This is a genomic window from Pseudomonas sp. WS 5071, from assembly GCF_012985765.1.
In the GTDB taxonomy this organism is placed as follows: Bacteria; Pseudomonadota; Gammaproteobacteria; order Pseudomonadales; family Pseudomonadaceae; genus Aquipseudomonas; species Aquipseudomonas lundensis_A.
The window spans coordinates 20,102-37,658 of sequence record NZ_JAAQWY010000017.1; the positions used below are offsets into that span (position 1 = coordinate 20,102).

16 protein-coding genes are annotated in these 17,557 nt (G+C 54.3%); 14 read left to right on the plus strand and 2 right to left on the minus strand.

Features of this window, described 5'->3' with window-relative positions; all coding sequences use genetic code 11:
- Positions 1 to 6: 6 nt before the first annotated feature.
- From atpB to glmS, 11 genes are all read left to right on the plus strand, one after another.
- Positions 7 to 876, plus strand: coding sequence for a F0F1 ATP synthase subunit A (gene atpB / locus HBN61_RS12210; RefSeq protein ID WP_047279004.1), 870 nt, complete (start codon positions 7 to 9; stop codon positions 874 to 876).
- 120 nt (positions 877 to 996) lie between these two features.
- The gene (atpE, locus tag HBN61_RS12215) at positions 997 to 1,254 is read left to right on the plus strand and encodes a F0F1 ATP synthase subunit C (RefSeq protein WP_002555987.1); all 258 of its coding nucleotides are present in this window, start codon (positions 997 to 999) and stop codon (positions 1,252 to 1,254) included.
- Between the two features lie 57 nt (positions 1,255 to 1,311).
- Positions 1,312 to 1,782, plus strand: coding sequence for a F0F1 ATP synthase subunit B (locus HBN61_RS12220; protein ID WP_047279006.1), 471 nt, complete (start codon positions 1,312 to 1,314; stop codon positions 1,780 to 1,782).
- 12 nt (positions 1,783 to 1,794) lie between these two features.
- A complete protein-coding gene (locus HBN61_RS12225; RefSeq protein WP_047279008.1) occupies positions 1,795 to 2,331 on the plus strand; it encodes a F0F1 ATP synthase subunit delta in 537 nt (178 codons plus the stop codon).
- Between the two features lie 21 nt (positions 2,332 to 2,352).
- Positions 2,353 to 3,897, plus strand: coding sequence for a F0F1 ATP synthase subunit alpha (atpA, locus tag HBN61_RS12230; RefSeq protein WP_094995121.1), 1,545 nt, complete (start codon positions 2,353 to 2,355; stop codon positions 3,895 to 3,897).
- Between the two features lie 50 nt (positions 3,898 to 3,947).
- On the plus strand, positions 3,948 to 4,808 hold the full coding sequence (gene atpG / locus HBN61_RS12235; RefSeq protein WP_019409117.1) for a F0F1 ATP synthase subunit gamma: 861 nt from the start codon (positions 3,948 to 3,950) through the stop codon (positions 4,806 to 4,808).
- A gap of 27 nt (positions 4,809 to 4,835) precedes the next feature.
- Positions 4,836 to 6,212 carry a F0F1 ATP synthase subunit beta gene (atpD, locus tag HBN61_RS12240; RefSeq protein ID WP_047279012.1) on the plus strand — a complete coding sequence of 459 codons (1,377 nt, stop codon included), beginning with the start codon at positions 4,836 to 4,838 and terminating at the stop codon, positions 6,210 to 6,212.
- A gap of 53 nt (positions 6,213 to 6,265) precedes the next feature.
- Positions 6,266 to 6,685, plus strand: a complete 420-nt coding sequence (locus HBN61_RS12245; protein ID WP_432760263.1) for a F0F1 ATP synthase subunit epsilon — start codon at positions 6,266 to 6,268, stop codon at positions 6,683 to 6,685.
- Positions 6,686 to 6,799: 114 nt separating this feature from the next.
- On the plus strand, positions 6,800 to 8,167 hold the full coding sequence (gene glmU, locus HBN61_RS12250) for a bifunctional UDP-N-acetylglucosamine diphosphorylase/glucosamine-1-phosphate N-acetyltransferase GlmU (protein ID WP_170046870.1): 1,368 nt from the start codon (positions 6,800 to 6,802) through the stop codon (positions 8,165 to 8,167).
- 267 nt (positions 8,168 to 8,434) lie between these two features.
- On the plus strand, positions 8,435 to 9,202 hold the full coding sequence (locus tag HBN61_RS12255; protein ID WP_094995118.1) for a DeoR/GlpR family DNA-binding transcription regulator: 768 nt from the start codon (positions 8,435 to 8,437) through the stop codon (positions 9,200 to 9,202).
- Between the two features lie 9 nt (positions 9,203 to 9,211).
- Positions 9,212 to 11,047, plus strand: coding sequence for a glutamine--fructose-6-phosphate transaminase (isomerizing) (gene glmS / locus HBN61_RS12260; RefSeq protein WP_170046871.1), 1,836 nt, complete (start codon positions 9,212 to 9,214; stop codon positions 11,045 to 11,047).
- Positions 11,048 to 11,245: 198 nt separating this feature from the next.
- Here glmS and HBN61_RS12265 read toward each other — a convergent pair whose 3' ends face one another.
- Entirely contained in the window at positions 11,246 to 12,208 is a 963-nt protein-coding gene (locus HBN61_RS12265) for a bifunctional GNAT family N-acetyltransferase/nucleoside diphosphate kinase regulator (RefSeq protein ID WP_169962480.1), read from the minus strand.
- A gap of 490 nt (positions 12,209 to 12,698) precedes the next feature.
- Between HBN61_RS12265 and HBN61_RS12270 the strand changes: the two genes are divergently transcribed.
- Complete coding sequence (locus HBN61_RS12270) at positions 12,699 to 14,024, plus strand: serine hydrolase domain-containing protein (protein ID WP_094994083.1); 1,326 nt, start codon at positions 12,699 to 12,701, stop codon at positions 14,022 to 14,024.
- A gap of 181 nt (positions 14,025 to 14,205) precedes the next feature.
- The gene (cfaB, locus tag HBN61_RS12275; protein ID WP_094994084.1) at positions 14,206 to 15,393 is read left to right on the plus strand and encodes a C17 cyclopropane fatty acid synthase CfaB; all 1,188 of its coding nucleotides are present in this window, start codon (positions 14,206 to 14,208) and stop codon (positions 15,391 to 15,393) included.
- Between the two features lie 55 nt (positions 15,394 to 15,448).
- Here cfaB and cls read toward each other — a convergent pair whose 3' ends face one another.
- Entirely contained in the window at positions 15,449 to 16,888 is a 1,440-nt protein-coding gene (gene cls, locus HBN61_RS12280; protein WP_094994085.1) for a cardiolipin synthase, read from the minus strand.
- A 137-nt stretch (positions 16,889 to 17,025) separates the two neighbouring features.
- On the opposite strand from cls, the gene HBN61_RS12285 reads away from it, so the two are divergent.
- Positions 17,026 to 17,547, plus strand: a complete 522-nt coding sequence (locus tag HBN61_RS12285) for a DUF3617 domain-containing protein (RefSeq protein ID WP_170046872.1) — start codon at positions 17,026 to 17,028, stop codon at positions 17,545 to 17,547.
- The last annotated feature ends 10 nt before the right edge of the window (positions 17,548 to 17,557 follow it).

The following is a 17,557-nucleotide window of genomic DNA, read 5'->3' on the forward strand; positions in this document are numbered from 1 at the left end:
GCAACCATGGCAGAAACAACCGCTTCGGGCTATATCCAGCACCACTTACAGAACCTGACCTTCGGGCAGCTACCTGATGGCGGCTGGGGCTTTGCTCACACCGTTGCAGAAGCTAAAGAAATGGGCTTTTGGGCATTCCACGTCGATACACTCGGCTGGTCGCTGTTTGTAGGCTTGATCTTTATCCTCGTTTTCCGCATGGCGGCCAAGAAGGCAACTTCCGGTCAACCAGGCGCACTTCAGAACTTCGTAGAAGTGCTGGTGGAATTCGTTGATGGCAGCGTCAAAGACAGTTTCCACGGCCGCAGCGCCGTTATTGCTCCGCTGGCGCTGACAATTTTCGTGTGGGTGTTCCTGATGAACGCCATCGACTTGATCCCGGTGGACTGGATTCCTCAGTTGGCCATCCTGATCACTGGCGATGAGCACTTCCCGTTCCGAGCCGTACCGACGACTGATCCGAACGCTACCCTGGGCATGGCCCTGTCTGTATTTGCACTGATCATCTTCTACAGCATCAAGATCAAGGGTATTGGCGGCTTCATTGGCGAACTGACCCTGCACCCGTTCGGCAGCAAGAACATTTTCGTTCAAGCGCTGCTGATTCCGGTGAACTTCCTGCTCGAATTCGTGACGCTGATTGCCAAGCCAATCTCGCTGGCACTGCGTCTGTTCGGCAACATGTACGCTGGCGAACTGGTATTTATCCTGATCGCCGTAATGTTCGGCAGCGGCCTGCTTTGGCTTAGCGGTCTGGGCGTGGTGCTGCAATGGGCGTGGGCTGTTTTCCACATCCTGATCATCACCTTGCAAGCGTTCATCTTCATGATGTTGACCATCGTTTACTTGTCGATGGCGCACGAAGAGAACCACTAAGACCCGTTTCGGCGAGTCTGGTGCCCCTCTCGCTCCGGCGAGAGGGCGTCGCAAAATGATTTTGTTTTACCGCTTTAATCTAAAAACCTAAACCATACGACGTAAAAGTCGGGAGGAAAGATGGAAACTGTAGTTGGTCTAACCGCTATCGCTGTTGCACTGTTGATCGGCCTGGGCGCACTGGGTACTGCAATTGGTTTCGGCCTGTTGGGCGGCAAGTTCCTGGAAGGCGCAGCGCGTCAACCAGAAATGGTTCCAATGCTGCAAGTTAAAATGTTCATCGTTGCCGGTCTGCTCGACGCCGTAACCATGATCGGTGTTGGTATCGCACTGTTCTTCACCTTCGCTAATCCCTTCGTTGGTCAACTCGCTGGCTAATCACTCGAATTTTCGAGTTGATTAGAGTGATGGACAACGAACGAGCGAGGTGTTGGCGTGAACATTAATGCAACCCTGATTGGCCAGTCCGTTGCGTTCTTCATTTTTGTACTGTTTTGCATGAAGTTCGTGTGGCCTCCGGTCATCGCGGCATTGCAAGAACGTCAGAAGAAGATTGCGGCTGGACTGGACGCTGCTAACCGAGCAGCTCGCGACCTGGAGTTGGCCCAAGATAAAGCGGGTCAGCAACTGCGCGAAGCTAAGGCTCAAGCAGCTGAAATCATTGAGCAAGCCAAGAAACGCGGTACTCAGATCGTAGACGAAGCCCGTGAACAGGCTCGCGTTGAAGCTGACCGTGTGAAGGCTCAGGCTCAGGCCGAGATCGAACAGGAACTGAACAGCGTTAAAGACGCCCTGCGTACCCAATTGGGTGGCCTGGCTGTCGAAGGTGCTGAGAAGATCTTGGGTGCCACAATCGATCAAAACGCGCACGCGGAGCTGGTTAATAAACTGGCTGCTGAAATTTAAGCGAGGGCGATCATGGCAGAATTGACCACGTTGGCCCGACCTTACGCTAAGGCAGCCTTCGAGCACGCCCAGGCCCACCAGCAACTGGCCTCTTGGTCAGCCATGCTCGGCCTGGCTGCAGCAGTGTCGCAAGACGACACTATGCAGCGCGTGCTCAAGGCCCCGCGACTGACGAGCGCAGAAAAGGCCGCCACATTTATTGATGTGTGCGGCGACAAGTTCACTGTAGAAGCACAGAACTTCATCCATGTCGTTGCCGAAAACGACCGTCTCCCGCTGTTGCCGGAGATTGCCGCTCTGTTTGACCTGTACAAGGCTGAACAAGAGAAGTCGGTAGACGTTGAAGTGACCAGTGCTTTTGCATTGAACCAAGAACAGCAAGACAAACTCGCCAAGGTTCTCAGTGCACGACTCGACCGGGAAGTGCGCCTGCAAGTTGCGGAGGATGCCAGCCTGATAGGTGGTGTCATCATCCGCGCCGGCGACCTGGTTATCGATGGCTCGGTTCGCGGGAAACTCGCAAACCTTGCCGAAGCATTGAAATCTTGAGTTTGAAGGGGCAGCAGAGCAATGCAGCAACTCAATCCTTCCGAAATAAGTGAAATTATCAAGGGCCGCATCGAAAAACTCGATGTGACCTCTCAAGCCCGCAACGAAGGCACTGTCGTCAGCGTATCTGACGGCATTGTGCGGATTCACGGTCTGGCCGACGTAATGTACGGCGAAATGATCGAGTTTCCGGGCAGCGTCTTCGGCATGGCTCTTAACCTCGAGCAAGACTCTGTAGGTGCCGTAGTATTGGGCGCATACACGACTCTGGCTGAAGGCATGAGCGCCAAGTGCACTGGCCGCATTCTGGAAGTTCCGGTTGGTAAGGAACTGCTGGGTCGCGTAGTCGACGCACTGGGTAACCCAGTTGATGGCAAAGGTCCGCTGAACAACACCGAGACCGATGCGGTCGAGAAAGTTGCTCCAGGCGTGATCTGGCGTAAGTCGGTAGACCAGCCTGTACAGACTGGCTACAAGGCTGTCGATGCCATGATCCCTGTCGGCCGTGGCCAGCGTGAGCTGATCATCGGTGACCGTCAGATCGGTAAAACCGCTCTGGCGATCGACGCGATCATCAACCAGAAAGACAGCGGCATTTTCTGTGTATACGTAGCGATCGGTCAGAAACAATCGACCATCGCTAACGTGGTTCGCAAGCTGGAAGAAAACGGCGCGTTGGCTAACACCATCGTCGTTGCAGCCAGTGCTTCCGAATCCGCAGCGCTGCAGTTCCTGGCACCGTACTCCGGTTGCACCATGGGCGAATACTTCCGCGACCGCGGTGAAGACGCGCTGATCGTTTATGACGATCTGTCCAAGCAAGCAGTGGCTTACCGCCAGATTTCCCTGCTGCTGCGCCGTCCACCAGGCCGTGAAGCTTACCCAGGCGACGTGTTCTATCTCCACTCCCGTCTGCTGGAGCGCGCATCCCGCGTTTCTGAAGAGTACGTTGAGAAGTTCACCAATGGCGCAGTGACCGGCAAAACCGGTTCCCTGACCGCACTGCCGATCATCGAAACTCAGGCTGGCGACGTTTCCGCGTTCGTTCCGACCAACGTGATTTCCATCACTGACGGTCAGATCTTCCTGGAATCGGCCATGTTCAACTCGGGCATCCGCCCTGCAGTGAACGCCGGTGTTTCGGTATCCCGTGTGGGTGGTGCCGCTCAGACCAAGATCATCAAGAAGCTGTCCGGTGGTATCCGTACCGCTCTGGCTCAGTACCGTGAACTGGCGGCATTCGCTCAGTTTGCATCTGACCTGGACGAAGCGACCCGTAAGCAACTTGAGCATGGTCAGCGCGTTACCGAGCTGATGAAGCAGAAGCAATATGCACCAATGTCGATCGCTGACATGGCGCTGTCGCTGTATGCCGCTGAGCGTGGGTTCCTGACTGACGTCGAAATCACCAAGGTCGGCAGCTTTGAACAAGCGCTGATTGCTTACTTCAACCGCGATCACGCCGACTTGATGGCGAAGATCAACGTGAAGGGTGACTTCAATGACGAGATCGACGCTGGCATGAAAGCCGGTATCGAGAAGTTCAAGGCCACCCAAACCTGGTAAGCCGCAGCGGGAGCCGCAAGGCTCCCGCTTGCTAACCTGATAGGTGTTACATGGCAGGCGCAAAAGAGATTCGCAGTAAGATTGCGAGCATCAAAAGCACGCAAAAAATTACCAGCGCCATGGAAAAAGTGGCGGTCAGCAAAATGCGCAAGGCACAAATGCGCATGGCTGCTAGCCGTCCTTATGCGGAGCGCATCCGCCAGGTTATTGGGCATTTGGCCAACGCCAACCCGGAATACCGCCACCCTTTCATGATCGACCGCCCTGTTAAGCGCGTTGGTTATGTTGTAGTGAGCAGTGACCGTGGTTTGTGCGGTGGTTTGAATACCAACCTGTTCAAGGCTTTGGTCAAGGACATGGCGGTAAACCGCGAAAACGGCGCCGAGATTGATCTGTGCGTGGTCGGCAGCAAAGGTGCGGCTTTTTTCCGTAACTTCGGCGGTAACGTCGTCGCTGCCATCAGCCATCTGGGTGAAGAACCGTCGATCAATGATTTGATCGGCAGCGTTAAGGTGATGCTGGATGCTTACCTGGAAGGCCGTATTGATCGCCTGTCCGTGGTGTCCAACAAGTTCATCAACACCATGACGCAACAGCCGACTGTGGAGCAATTGATTCCACTGGTGGCGACCCCGGATCAAGAACTCAAGCACCACTGGGACTACCTCTACGAACCAGACGCCAAAGAGCTGCTTGACGGCTTGATGGTGCGTTACGTGGAATCGCAGGTATACCAGGCGGTGGTCGAGAACAGTGCAGCTGAACAAGCTGCGCGGATGATCGCAATGAAGAACGCCACTGACAACGCCGGTGATTTGATCAGCGATTTGCAGCTGATCTACAACAAGGCGCGTCAGGCTGCGATCACCCAAGAGATCTCGGAAATCGTCGGCGGCGCTGCCGCGGTTTAACGGTTCAAATATTCAGAGGATCCAGCTATGAGTAGCGGACGTATCGTTCAAATCATCGGCGCCGTGATCGACGTGGAATTTCCACGCGAAAACGTACCGAGCATCTACAACGCGCTGAAAGTACAAGGCGCGGAAACAACTCTGGAAGTTCAGCAGCAGCTGGGCGACGGCGTTGTTCGTACCATTGCGATGGGTTCTACCGAAGGCTTGAAGCGCGGTCTGGACGTTATCGACACTGGCGCAGCCATCTCCGTACCGGTCGGTAAAGCGACACTGGGCCGGATCATGGACGTACTGGGCAACCCGATCGACGAAGCTGGCCCGATTGACACCGAAGAGCGTTGGGGCATTCACCGTCCTGCACCGTCCTTCGCTGAACAAGCTGGCGGCAACGATCTGCTGGAAACAGGCATCAAGGTTATCGACCTGGTTTGCCCGTTCGCAAAAGGCGGTAAGGTTGGTCTGTTCGGTGGTGCCGGTGTAGGCAAAACCGTAAACATGATGGAACTGATCCGTAACATCGCCATGGAACACAGCGGTTACTCTGTGTTCGCTGGTGTGGGTGAGCGTACTCGTGAGGGTAACGACTTCTACCACGAGATGAAGGATTCCAGCGTACTGGACAAAGTGGCACTGGTTTACGGTCAGATGAACGAGCCGCCGGGTAACCGTCTGCGCGTAGCACTGACCGGCCTGACCATGGCCGAGAAGTTCCGTGACGAAGGTAACGACGTACTGTTGTTCGTTGACAACATCTACCGTTACACCTTGGCCGGTACTGAAGTATCCGCACTGCTGGGCCGTATGCCTTCCGCAGTAGGTTACCAGCCGACCCTGGCCGAAGAGATGGGTACTCTGCAAGAGCGTATCACTTCGACCAAAAGCGGTTCGATCACCTCCATCCAGGCGGTATACGTACCTGCGGATGACTTGACTGACCCGTCGCCTGCAACCACGTTTGCCCACTTGGACGCGACCGTTGTACTGTCCCGTGACATCGCCTCCCTGGGTATCTACCCAGCGGTTGATCCACTTGATTCGACTTCGCGCCAGCTGGATCCGAACGTAATCGGCCAGGAACACTACGACACCGCGCGTGGCGTTCAGTACGTATTGCAGCGTTACAAAGAACTGAAGGACATCATTGCGATCCTGGGTATGGACGAGCTGTCGGAAACCGACAAGCAGTTGGTATCCCGTGCTCGTAAGATCCAGCGTTTCTTGTCTCAGCCGTTCTTCGTGGCTGAAGTCTTCACTGGCGCTTCGGGTAAATACGTTTCCCTGAAAGACACCATTGCTGGCTTCAAAGGCATCCTCAACGGTGACTACGACCACCTGCCAGAACAAGCGTTCTACATGGTCGGCGGCATCGAAGAAGCGATCGAGAAAGCCAAGAAACTGTAATTCGGGCGCCCGGAAACGGGCGCTAATCAGGTTGAGGCAATCAGATGGCTAATATGACAGTCCATTGCGATATCGTCAGCGCGGAAGGAGAAATCTTTTCCGGTCTGGTTGAGATGGTGATTGCGCACGGCAGCCTGGGTGATCTTGGTATCGCTCTGGGTCACGCTCCGCTGATCACTGAACTCAAGCCAGGTCCGATCCGCCTGATCAAACAGGGTGGGGAAGCCGAGGTGTATTACATCTCCGGTGGTTACCTCGAGGTTCAGCCGAACATGGTCAAGGTGCTTGCCGACACCGTGCAACGTGCTGCCGACCTGGATGAAGCCTCCGCTCAGGAAGCCGTCAAGGCTGCCGAGAAGGCCCTGAACGAAAAAGGCGCAGACTTCGATTACGGAGCTGCGGCTGCACGACTGGCCGAGGCCGCAGCTCAGCTGCGCACCGTCCAGCAGATCCGCAAGAAGTTCGGCGGCTAAGTCTCCTGCTTATTGTGTGATTGATTAAAAAGGGTAGCCTCGGCTACCCTTTTTCTTTTTCCGCGAAATACTTTTTGGTCGCATCCGCTGACCACCCAGGATTGGTAGCCAGTCATGTCTCTCGATATCGTAATTCTCGCAGCAGGTCAGGGCACCCGTATGCGTTCGGCCTTGCCCAAGGTTCTGCACCCGGTGGCCGGCAACTCCATGCTGGGCCATGTTATCCACAGCGCCCGCCAACTAAAGCCAACCGGTATCCATGTCGTCATTGGTCACGGTGCAGATCAGGTGCGCGAGCGCTTGGCTGCTGACGATTTGAATTTTGTTCTTCAAGACAAGCAATTGGGCACGGGCCACGCAGTGGCTCAAGCGCTGCCATTTTTGACCGCTGAGAATGTACTGATCTTGTACGGCGACGTGCCGTTGATTGAAGTCGACACGTTGCAACGTTTGCTTAAGCAAGTTACGCCGCAACAGTTGGGCTTGCTCACCGTAAACCTGGACGACCCGACCGGATACGGTCGCATCGTGCGTGACGCAGCAGGCAAGGTGTGCGCGATTGTTGAGCACAAGGATGCAACTGAGGCTGAGCGCACTATATCCGAAGGCAATACCGGCATTCTCGCGGTTCCGGCCAACCGTCTGGGTGACTGGATGAGCCGGTTGTCTAACAACAACGCTCAAGGTGAGTATTACCTGACCGACGTAATTGCCATGGCCGTTAACGATGGTTTGGTCGTCGCGACGGAACAACCGCACGACGCGATGGAAGTGCAGGGCGCCAATGACCGCAAGCAGCTTTCGGAATTGGAGCGTCATTATCAGCTACGTGAAGCGCGTCGCTTAATGGCGTTGGGTGTCACCCTGCGCGATCCGGAGCGTTTTGATGTGCGTGGTGACGTGACTGTCGGACGTGATGTGCTCATCGACATCAACGTTATTCTCGAAGGTCGTGTGGTCATTGAAGATGACGTGGTGATTGGCCCCAATTGCGTGATCAAAGACAGCGTTTTGCGTAAAGGCGTAGTGGTCAAAGCCAACAGCCATCTCGATGGTGCCGTCATGGGCGAGGGCAGTGATGCCGGGCCCTTCGCACGCTTGCGTCCCGGTAGCGTTCTCGATGCGCGGGCCCATGTGGGTAACTTTGTCGAATTGAAAAACACCCATTTGGGTGAAGACGCCAAATGTGGTCATCTGACCTATCTTGGCGACGCCGAGGTTGGCGCGCGCACTAACATTGGTGCCGGTACCATTACGTGCAATTACGATGGCGCGAATAAGTGGAAAACCGTAATGGGGGCTGATGTGTTTATTGGTTCCAACAACTCCCTGGTCGCGCCTGTGGATATCTCAGATGGCGCGACAACGGCTGCCGGTTCGACCATCAATCAAAACGTACCTGCCGAGCAACTTGCCGTTGGTCGGGCGCGTCAGCGCAACATCGAAGGATGGCAGCGCCCGGTAAAGCTACCAAAGGCGTAATGCTGCGTTACCCACAGGGCAAATTCGTGCAGTGTGGGTAATTTTTATTGTTACAAATCCCTTAATAATCAGTAGTTTAAAAAAGCCCTTATCCATGAGCTGTGGATAAGGGCTTTTTTCATCCAATCGACCTGATTCTGCATGGCCTCTGATTATGGGGATTAGGCGAGTTATTCACAGGCAAAAAATCCAGAATTCCGTTGACGTCGAATTCGAGATCGGGTCTCATTGCTTTCGTTATCTTTCGAAACGAAACTTAAGGCGTTTATGTCAAAGCGCAATACTCCACAACGTAGACATAACATTCTTGCCCTGCTCAATGCGCAAGGCGAAGTCAGTGTGGATGAGCTGGCTAAACGCTTCGAAACTTCCGAGGTTACGATTCGCAAGGATTTAGCCGCACTCGAAAGTAATGGCCTGCTTTTGCGTCGTTACGGTGGTGCGATCACCTTACCGCAAGAGTTAGTGATGGACCCGTCCCAGTCGGTGTCGCTCTATAAGCAGGCGATTGCCCGGGCGGCAGTCAGTCTGCTCAAAGAGCATGCGCGCATCATCATCGACAGTGGCAGCACGACGGCTGCAATGATTCCTCAACTCGGTTTGCAACCGGGCCTGGTGGTCATGACCAATTCACTTCATGTCGCTAATGCCTTGAGCGAACTGGAACATGAGCCCGTGTTGCTCATGACTGGCGGAACCTGGGACCCGCACTCTGAGTCTTTTCAGGGCCAAGTGGCCGAACAGGTGCTGCGATCCTACGACTTTGATCAATTATTCATTGGCGCTGACGGCATCGATTTGCAGCGCGGCACCACCACGTTCAACGAGTTGCTGGGGTTGAGCCGGGTCATGGCCGACGTCGCGCGCGAAGTGATCGTGATGGTGGAGGCCGACAAGATCGGTCGCAAAATACCCAATCTGGAACTGCCCTGGAGCAGCGTCCATACCCTTATTACTGATGATCGCCTGCCGCAAGAAGCGCGCGAACAGATTCAGGCCCGAGGCATAACCTTGTTATGCGCGGCACTTAGTTAGGAGAACGTTATGTGTGGAATTGTTGGCGCAGTCGCTGAACGGAATATCACGGCCATTCTGCTCGAAGGCTTGAAGCGTCTTGAATACCGCGGGTATGACAGTGCCGGTGTCGCCGTATTTACGAATAATGGCACGCTGGAGCGTATGCGTCGCAACGGTAAAGTGGCAGAGCTTGAACAGGCACTGGCCGGCGAACCGTTGATCGGGCGTCTGGGTATCGCCCACACCCGCTGGGCCACACACGGTGCTCCCTGCGAGCGTAATGCGCATCCGCACTTTTCGGGTTCCGATCTTGCAGTTGTGCACAACGGCATCATCGAGAACCATGAAGCCCTGCGCGAACAACTCAAGGGGCTTGGCTACGTATTTACCTCGGACACTGACACCGAAGTCATTGCGCACCTGCTTAACCATAAGCTCAAAGATAATAACGACCTGACTGCTGCGCTCAAAGCCACCGTCAAAGAGTTGCACGGGGCTTATGGTTTGGCCGTTATCAGTGCCAAACAGCCGGACCGCTTGGTCGCTGCACGCAGCGGCAGCCCATTGGTGATTGGCCTGGGTCTGGGGGAAAACTTCCTGGCCTCTGATCAGTTGGCCCTGCGCCAAGTCACTGACCGGTTCATGTACCTGGAAGAAGGCGATATTGCTGAGATCCGTCGGGACAGCGTGCAGATCTGGGATGTGAACGGCCAAAACGTCCAGCGTGAAACCGTTCAATACACCGATGGCGCTGAAGCAGCAGACAAAGGCGAGTTTCGTCACTACATGCTCAAGGAAATTCATGAGCAGCCTTCGGTCGTCCAACGCACGTTGGAAAACCGCTTGGGTCAGGATCACGTCTTGGTTCAGGCCTTTGGTCCACAAGCAGCCGAGCTGTTTGCCAAGGTCCGTAATGTTCAGATCGTTGCTTGTGGCACCAGCTATCACGCGGGCATGGTCGCGCGTTATTGGCTGGAGTCGCTGGCGGGAACTCCTTGTCAGGTCGAAGTGGCCAGCGAATTCCGCTACCGCAAAGTGGTGGTCCAGCCAGACACATTGTTCGTTTCCATCTCGCAATCTGGCGAGACCGCTGACACCTTGGCAGCCCTACGTAATGCTAAAGAGCTGGGTTTCCTGGGCAGTCTGGCCATTTGTAACGTGGGCATCAGCTCGCTGGTGCGTGAGTCTGACCTGACACTTCTGACCCAGGCAGGTCGCGAAATTGGTGTGGCTTCCACCAAAGCCTTTACCACCCAATTAGTCGGGCTGCTGCTGCTGACGCTGTCGCTGGGGCAAGTACGCGGTACGTTGGAGGAGGGTGTTGAAGCCCAATTGGTAGAAGAACTGCGTCGCCTGCCTGCACGTCTGGGGGAGGCGCTGGCAATGGATGCGACCGTCGAAAAAGTTGCGGAGTTGTTTGCTGACAAACATCACACCCTGTTCCTGGGTCGTGGTGCTCAGTTCCCTGTGGCGATGGAAGGTGCGCTCAAGCTGAAGGAGATTTCGTATATCCATGCTGAAGCGTATCCGGCAGGAGAGTTGAAACATGGTCCGCTCGCGCTTGTGGATAACGACATGCCGGTGGTCACGGTCGCGCCGAATAACGAACTGTTGGAAAAATTAAAATCCAACTTGCAGGAAGTACGTGCGCGCGGTGGCGAACTGATTGTATTTGCAGACGAGCAGTCAGCCATGAGCAATGGGGAAGGCACGCATGTGATTAACATGCCGCACATCCATGATGTACTGGCGCCCATCCTCTACACCATACCGCTGCAGTTGTTGTCGTACTACGTTGCTGTACTTAAAGGGACAGACGTAGACCAGCCACGCAATCTGGCGAAATCCGTCACTGTGGAATAAATGCCCCGACGAGAAACAACGTTGAATTTAGAGCATTAAAACTGCCGCAGGAGCCGGTCTGTCCGACCGCCTCCTGCGTTTGACGTTTGGCGGCGCGCCAACCGGCAACCATTCAACGGGGCGCGCAGGCAAAAAAAGCGAGATCCCATCTTTGGGGATACTCGCGCCTGATGGACGAACACTGAGTTTAAAGCGCACTTACAGGTGGAAATCGCCTGCAGCTTCCGGCTGGTAAAGCACTTTTCTGATCTCAATCCGGCGAGTCCGATCAGAAATTCGCCAGTCGATGGCATCCCCTTCCTGATACCCCAAGATAGCGGCGCCGATGTCGGAGTACACGGAATGCTTGCCTGCGGTGCTGTCCGCATCTTCAGGGTAAACCAAAGCCACTTCGATCTCTTCGTCGTCCAACTGCAGCAATGCTCTGGAGTTCATCGTGACGACATTGCTTGCCACCTGCTGCGGTTTGACAACAATGGCTCGCTCAAGCTCATGTTCGAGTTCAACAACGGCCGGGCCAGACTCGAGCGCGATTAGACTCTCGAGCCTGGCCTTGTCGATTTCAGTAATGTAGATCTTGGTGGTGTCGCCAACGGCGCCTTCGCGCAAGCTCTGGAGATAGCGCCCCACCGTCATGGAAAACGACTTCAATGTTGGCGTTTCGCTTTCAAGCACAAAGCCGCTGCGCAGAAAGGCTTTCAGCGAGCGCGTGTTGTCTGGGTGAATCTTGGCGATGAGCTTCTTGGCCCGCATATCGAGAAAAGCCAGTTTCATCCCTTCACGGATCGTGCGAGCACCGAGGTTCTGGCCCCATTTTTCGCTGTCTCCGATGGCCAGGACTATCTCGCAATTTGAACCAGTCTTGATGAGACGGACAAAGCCCACCGGGGCGTCATGCCGGTCATAGGCCATAAAGAAACGGCCGCCCTGGTTGAATAGATGGGTCAGGATCGGCAATTGAGTCCGATCAATAGCGTGCTCGATGGAGCGGGAGACATGACGCGAATCGCTCAGATAGCAGGTGACGCGTTCATCTTCCAACCAATCCATCAGCGTTAGCGCGTGCGCCCGAGTCACTTCCGGGCACAGCGAAATGAAAGGCTTGTTCATCTTCACCACATTTATTTCTAAAGGATGAAAGCCTGTCATGGCTATGACCATGATGGTTCTTTCGGCAACCGGCTATGTTAAGACATAACGCGAGTAATGCCGAACAGCTCGGAGCGTTCGGATAGTTGGGCGTACGAGCAAACCATCGTTTTACTGAGGTCTGGATTTAACCAGTCAAACGCTCCTGCCTGGATGAAGCTGACCATCAGCGAGAACGATCATCGCTGATTTTTTCTGACCCTTTGATCCGACCTGGCAGGCTCGGGAACACAGGCACCTTCACGACAGCTTTTATTCTTTATACGCACTCATCGCCGGGCCTTGGCGGGGTTAGTGCTGCAAGGCAGATAAATAATCACGGTGGAGAGTGAGTGACAGCCTGTCGACGCAGGTATAAAAACGCATCTGGGGTTGATTAACCTCTATTCAGGCTATGCAAACTCACTTCTTTTCCCGCAAGGTGGTGTGCGGCCATGAATCGGGCAGGGAACATTCGATTCAGCACTTGGCCAATGTCTTGTTCCTCTACAGAGGTCTCTTCATGCTCAAGCGTTTATCCAGACCCGCTCGAATCAGTGCATTTTTACTTTCAACGTTGGCCGCCTCTGTCGCCTGCGCCGCTGATACCACTTACCCGGATGCAGCTGCTAGCGATCCCGCAAAAATGGGCTGGATGGTTGGGGCTCCACCGCCACCTGACCGCATCATTCGTTTTGCCGATGGCAGTTATTTCAAATTTCCGGCCATGCGCTGGAGTGTGTCCAACTTCCGCCAATTGATGCCGACCACCAACGTATCCCGTGGTTTAGGCGCTCCAGTACCGTTAGCGCGTGCGTTGCGTACAGACATTGATCAACTGACGTTCATCCCGACAGGCAGCAAAGAACCCATGACATGGGAGCAATCCTTGGCAGCCAATTACACCGACGGAATTGTGGTGTTGCATCGCGGGAAGGTGGTGTACGAACGGTATTTTGGTGTGTTGAATCCTGAAGGTGAGCACGCCGCCATGTCAGTGACCAAATCGGTGGTCGGGACAATGGGTGCAATGTTGATTGCAGATGGCACGCTGGATGCCAATAAAAAAATTGTCGATTACGTGCCTGAACTGGCCAACTCTGCGTTTGCCAGTGCAACGCTGCGTCAAGTACTCGACATGACCACCGCGCTCAAATTCAGTGAAGACTACGCCGACCCGAAGGCTGAAGTCTGGCAGCACGCTATGGCCGGTAACCCCTTGCCCAAACCTGCGGGCTACACCGGACCGCAAACCTACATGGAATACCTGCAAACGGTTCAACCGCTGGGTGAACATGGCAAAGCCTTCGGGTACAAGACCGTCAACTCAGATGTATTGGGTTGGGTCATCGCGCGGGTAACGGGGCGCAATGTGGCCCAGTTATTGTCGGAAAAAATCTGGCAACGTCTGGGGGCCGAGCAGGACGCCTACTTTACGGTGGACTCTATCGGTACGCCGTTTGCGGGTGGCGGCTTCAATGCCGGACTGCGTGATATGGCGAGGTTCGGTGAGTTAATGCGCAACGACGGTAAATATTTGGGGCAACAAATCATCCCTAAAGCTGTGGTGGATGATATTCGAGCGGGTGGGGATAAAGCGGCTTTTGCCAAGGCTGGCTACGACCAACTCAAAGGTGGCAGCTACCGCAACATGTGGTGGGTGACACATAACGCCGATGGCGCCTACATGGCGCGGGGCGTTTATGGGCAGCGTATTTACATCGACCCTAAAGCCGAGATGGTGATTGTGCGTTTTGCCTCCAACCCCATTGCCAGTAATTCGGCCAATGACCCTGTGACCATTCCCGCTTTCGAAGCATTGGCCAAACAGTTGATTGCTCACCCCTAATTACTCAAGGCGTGACTAATCCGGTTTGAGGGTTAGTGTTTGAATGATTCAACGTCTGGGGCGGTGAAACTTAAAAAAGGTTTCATCCGCTCTAGATCAAACCTTTTGGCCCGTGAGCCTGACAGTTTCAGTTAATCGACTACCCTTATTTTTTGACGTCTGAAATGAGGGAGGACTCCTGATGCTCGCGCAACTGCCACCAGCTTTACAGAATCTTAAAATTCCACTTCGCCTGAAGCTATGGGATGGTCTCGAATTTGATTTGGGCCCGGCTCCCAGCGTAACGATTGTGGTCAAGGACCCGACCATCGTTTCAGAAATCACACATCCTACGCTCGACTTATTAGGCAGCGCTTTTGTAGAAGGGCGCCTGGAGTTGGCTGAGGGCTCCATCAGTGAAGTCATTCGCGTGTGCGACGAGCTCAGCCAGGCGCTATTGGTTGAGGATGATGACACCACGCCCGCACGTCATTACCACGACAAGGCCACAGATGCCGAATCGATCTCCTATCACTACGATGTTTCCAACGCGTTTTACCAGCTCTGGCTGGATCGAGAAATGGTGTATTCCTGTGGCTATTTTGAGACGGGCGAAGAAAGTCTCGAGGAGGCGCAGCAGGCCAAGTTTCGTCACTTGTGCCGTAAATTGCGACTCAAGCCAGGTGAGTACCTGTTGGACGTCGGGTGTGGTTGGGGCGGGCTTGCGCGCTTCGCGGCACGCGAATTCGGGGTCAAAGTGTTCGGTATCACCTTGAGCAAGGAGCAACTTGCCCTGGCTAAAGAGCGCGTTAAGGCTGAAGGTTTGCAAGATAAGGTCGACCTGCAACTGTTGGATTATCGTGATCTGCCTCAGGACGGCCGTTTCGACAAGATTGTCAGCGTGGGCATGTTTGAACACGTCGGGCATGCCAATCTGCGCGAGTACTGCCATATTCTGTTCAATGCCGTGCGTGAGGGTGGCCTGGTAATGAACCACGGTATCACCGCCAAGCACACCGATGGTCGTCAGGTCGGACGCGGGGCAGGCGAGTTTATTGAGCGTTATGTGTTCCCCAATGGTGAGTTGCCGCACTTATCCATGATCACCGCGCAGATCAGTGAGGCCGGGCTGGAAGTGGTCGATGTCGAGAGCTTGCGCCTGCATTACGCGCGCACGCTTGAGCATTGGAGTCAGCGCCTGGAGCAGAACCTCGATGCAGCGGCCAAGGAAGTACCTGAACAGATTTTGCGTATTTGGCGACTCTACCTGGCAGGTTGTGCCTATGCATTTGCACGTGGCTGGATCAACATCCATCAGATTCTGGCGACTAAACCCTATGCCGATGGATCGATCGAATTGCCTGCGACGCGTGCAGATATCTATCGCTGAGCGTCTATGCCCTGAGATCTATTGAAAGCCGTGTCACTGAGTGACACGGCTTTTTTTATAGAACGGGCGAAACCAGTCTGGCAATGCGCATGCCCAGTTGCTGTAAATGGTGAGTACTTTTGATGTCGTCTTCAGTGATTTCCCGAGCCAATGCAAAGTCGTCATGCAGCATGTGTTCGACTTCTCTAGCAAAGGTTTCATCGACCGTCAGTAACATTACTTCAAAGTTAAGGCGGAACGAGCGGTTATCCATATTGGCGCTGCCGATGGCACTGATTTCGTTGTCGACCAACACGACCTTTTGATGAACGAACCCTGGCTGATAACGGAATATTTTCACCCCTGCTCGAACAGCTTCGAAGGCATAGAGACTTGAAGCGGCGTACACAATTTTGTGGTCCGGGCGCGAGGGAATCAGAATCCGTACATCGACCCCACGCAATACGGCGAGTCGAAGTGCCGAAAAAACAGCTTCATCCGGCACGAAGTAGGGCGTCGTAATCCATACGCGTTCATTAGCAGCATGAATAGCTTCGACGAAAAACAGGGAGCAGGTTTCGTAGGCGTCGGCAGGACCACTGGCCAAGAACTGACACAGCACGCCTCCGTCAGGGTAGGTCTGTGGCAAGATCAGCGGCGGCAATTTACGTGCAGCCCAGAACCAGTCTTCGGCAAATGACTCTTGCAAGCAGGCCACTACCGGGCCAGTCACTTCGACGTGAGTATCGCGCCACGGCGACAAGGGAGGCTTCGCACCCAGGTATTCATCCCCGACGTTGTGACCGCCCACAAAACCGATGACGCCATCGACCACAACCACTTTTCGGTGGTTGCGAAAGTTAACCTGGAAGCGACTGATCCAGCCACCTCGTGTGGCAAACGCTTTTGCCTGAACACCACCTGCGCGCAGGGTTTCACCATAACTGCCGGGCAAGGAGTGGCTGCCGATACTGTCGTATAATAAATACACCTGCACGCCTTGCGCGGCTTTTTTCAGCAACAAGGCGTGCAGTTTCTTACCCAGCTCATCGTCATGGACGATAAAAAACTGTACCAGCACCACCTCTTTGGCCGCTTCAATGGCTGCAAAAATGGCATCGAACGTGGCGGCTCCATTGATGAGTAATCGAACCTGATTGTTGGCCAGGCAAGGCATGCGGCCTAACTTTGGCATTGCCCGAAGCGAGGCATAGGCTTTTGAATTGCGTGCTGCCAGCGCTTCTTCTACCCAAGGCCTCCAGTCCAGATTGGCAATGGCTTCACGCATTTCCTGGTTGGCCTGTCGACGCGCTTTGATGTAATCGTCGAACGTACTGCGTCCAAAAATCAAATAAGGAATGAGGGTGAAGTAGGGGATGAAGAACAACGACATGGCCCAGGCAATTGCACCTTGCGCAGTTCTCACCGTTAATACCGCATGCACGGCGGCAATCAAACCCAGGGTGTGGATCAATAAAATCAGATAACCAAAAACGTGCGGGCCGAGATAATCCATGCGTATCCTTGCTCCTCAATGTTTAACGCCAAGTACATAAAAGACCACGTTCTGGGATGAACGTCCCTAATTGTTTGCTGATGCAACACCCGCTGCTTTGTAACCGCTAAGACTGACTTATCAAAAGGAGCTGCTTGATGAATGTTCGTTTGCTTGGGCTTTTCATGGCCTTTGGTTTATCGATCCCTGTGGTGGCTCAAGCCCAAATGCTGCAACCCGGTCTTTGGGAATTGACGTCGAGCAATATGCAGGTGGACGGCAATCAACTTCCCGATTTTCAAATGATGGTGGGACAAATCAAAACCATGCTAACTCCTGTGCAATTGGCTCAACTGGAGAAGCAAGGTATCAACATCGGCGGGAAAGGTGTTCGCGTATGCCTGACCCCTCAACAAGTGAAATCCGATTCCATCCCGCTGACTGATCCTCAGTCTGGATGTAAGCAGCAGATCACTGAGCGTAGTGGAAATCAGTGGAAGTTTCGCTTTAGTTGTCCAAAAGCTCAGGGGGCCGGGACGGCGACATTTGCGAGTGACCGTGAGTTCACGACCCATGTCACGGGCACCTTCAATGCGACGGGGCTTAAGCAAACGGGCAGTATGGATTCCGAGGCAGTATGGCTGGGTACTGATTGCGGAGCAGTAAAGCCTCGCGCTTAAACGTATAGGC

Coding starts and splice junctions, on each gene's coding strand:
- atpB (WP_047279004.1), top strand. CDS start 7: ATGGCAGAAACAACCGCTTCGGGCTATATCCAGCACCACTTACAGAAC.
- atpE (WP_002555987.1), top strand. CDS start 997: ATGGAAACTGTAGTTGGTCTAACCGCTATCGCTGTTGCACTGTTGATC.
- HBN61_RS12225 (WP_047279008.1), top strand. CDS start 1,795: ATGGCAGAATTGACCACGTTGGCCCGACCTTACGCTAAGGCAGCCTTC.
- atpA (WP_094995121.1), top strand. CDS start 2,353: ATGCAGCAACTCAATCCTTCCGAAATAAGTGAAATTATCAAGGGCCGC.
- atpG (WP_019409117.1), top strand. CDS start 3,948: ATGGCAGGCGCAAAAGAGATTCGCAGTAAGATTGCGAGCATCAAAAGC.
- atpD (WP_047279012.1), top strand. CDS start 4,836: ATGAGTAGCGGACGTATCGTTCAAATCATCGGCGCCGTGATCGACGTG.
- HBN61_RS12245 (WP_432760263.1), top strand. CDS start 6,266: ATGACAGTCCATTGCGATATCGTCAGCGCGGAAGGAGAAATCTTTTCC.
- glmU (WP_170046870.1), top strand. CDS start 6,800: ATGTCTCTCGATATCGTAATTCTCGCAGCAGGTCAGGGCACCCGTATG.
- HBN61_RS12255 (WP_094995118.1), top strand. CDS start 8,435: ATGTCAAAGCGCAATACTCCACAACGTAGACATAACATTCTTGCCCTG.
- glmS (WP_170046871.1), top strand. CDS start 9,212: ATGTGTGGAATTGTTGGCGCAGTCGCTGAACGGAATATCACGGCCATT.
- HBN61_RS12265 (WP_169962480.1), bottom strand. CDS start 12,208: ATGGTCATAGCCATGACAGGCTTTCATCCTTTAGAAATAAATGTGGTG.
- HBN61_RS12270 (WP_094994083.1), top strand. CDS start 12,699: ATGCTCAAGCGTTTATCCAGACCCGCTCGAATCAGTGCATTTTTACTT.
- cfaB (WP_094994084.1), top strand. CDS start 14,206: ATGCTCGCGCAACTGCCACCAGCTTTACAGAATCTTAAAATTCCACTT.
- cls (WP_094994085.1), bottom strand. CDS start 16,888: ATGGATTATCTCGGCCCGCACGTTTTTGGTTATCTGATTTTATTGATC.
- HBN61_RS12285 (WP_170046872.1), top strand. CDS start 17,026: ATGAATGTTCGTTTGCTTGGGCTTTTCATGGCCTTTGGTTTATCGATC.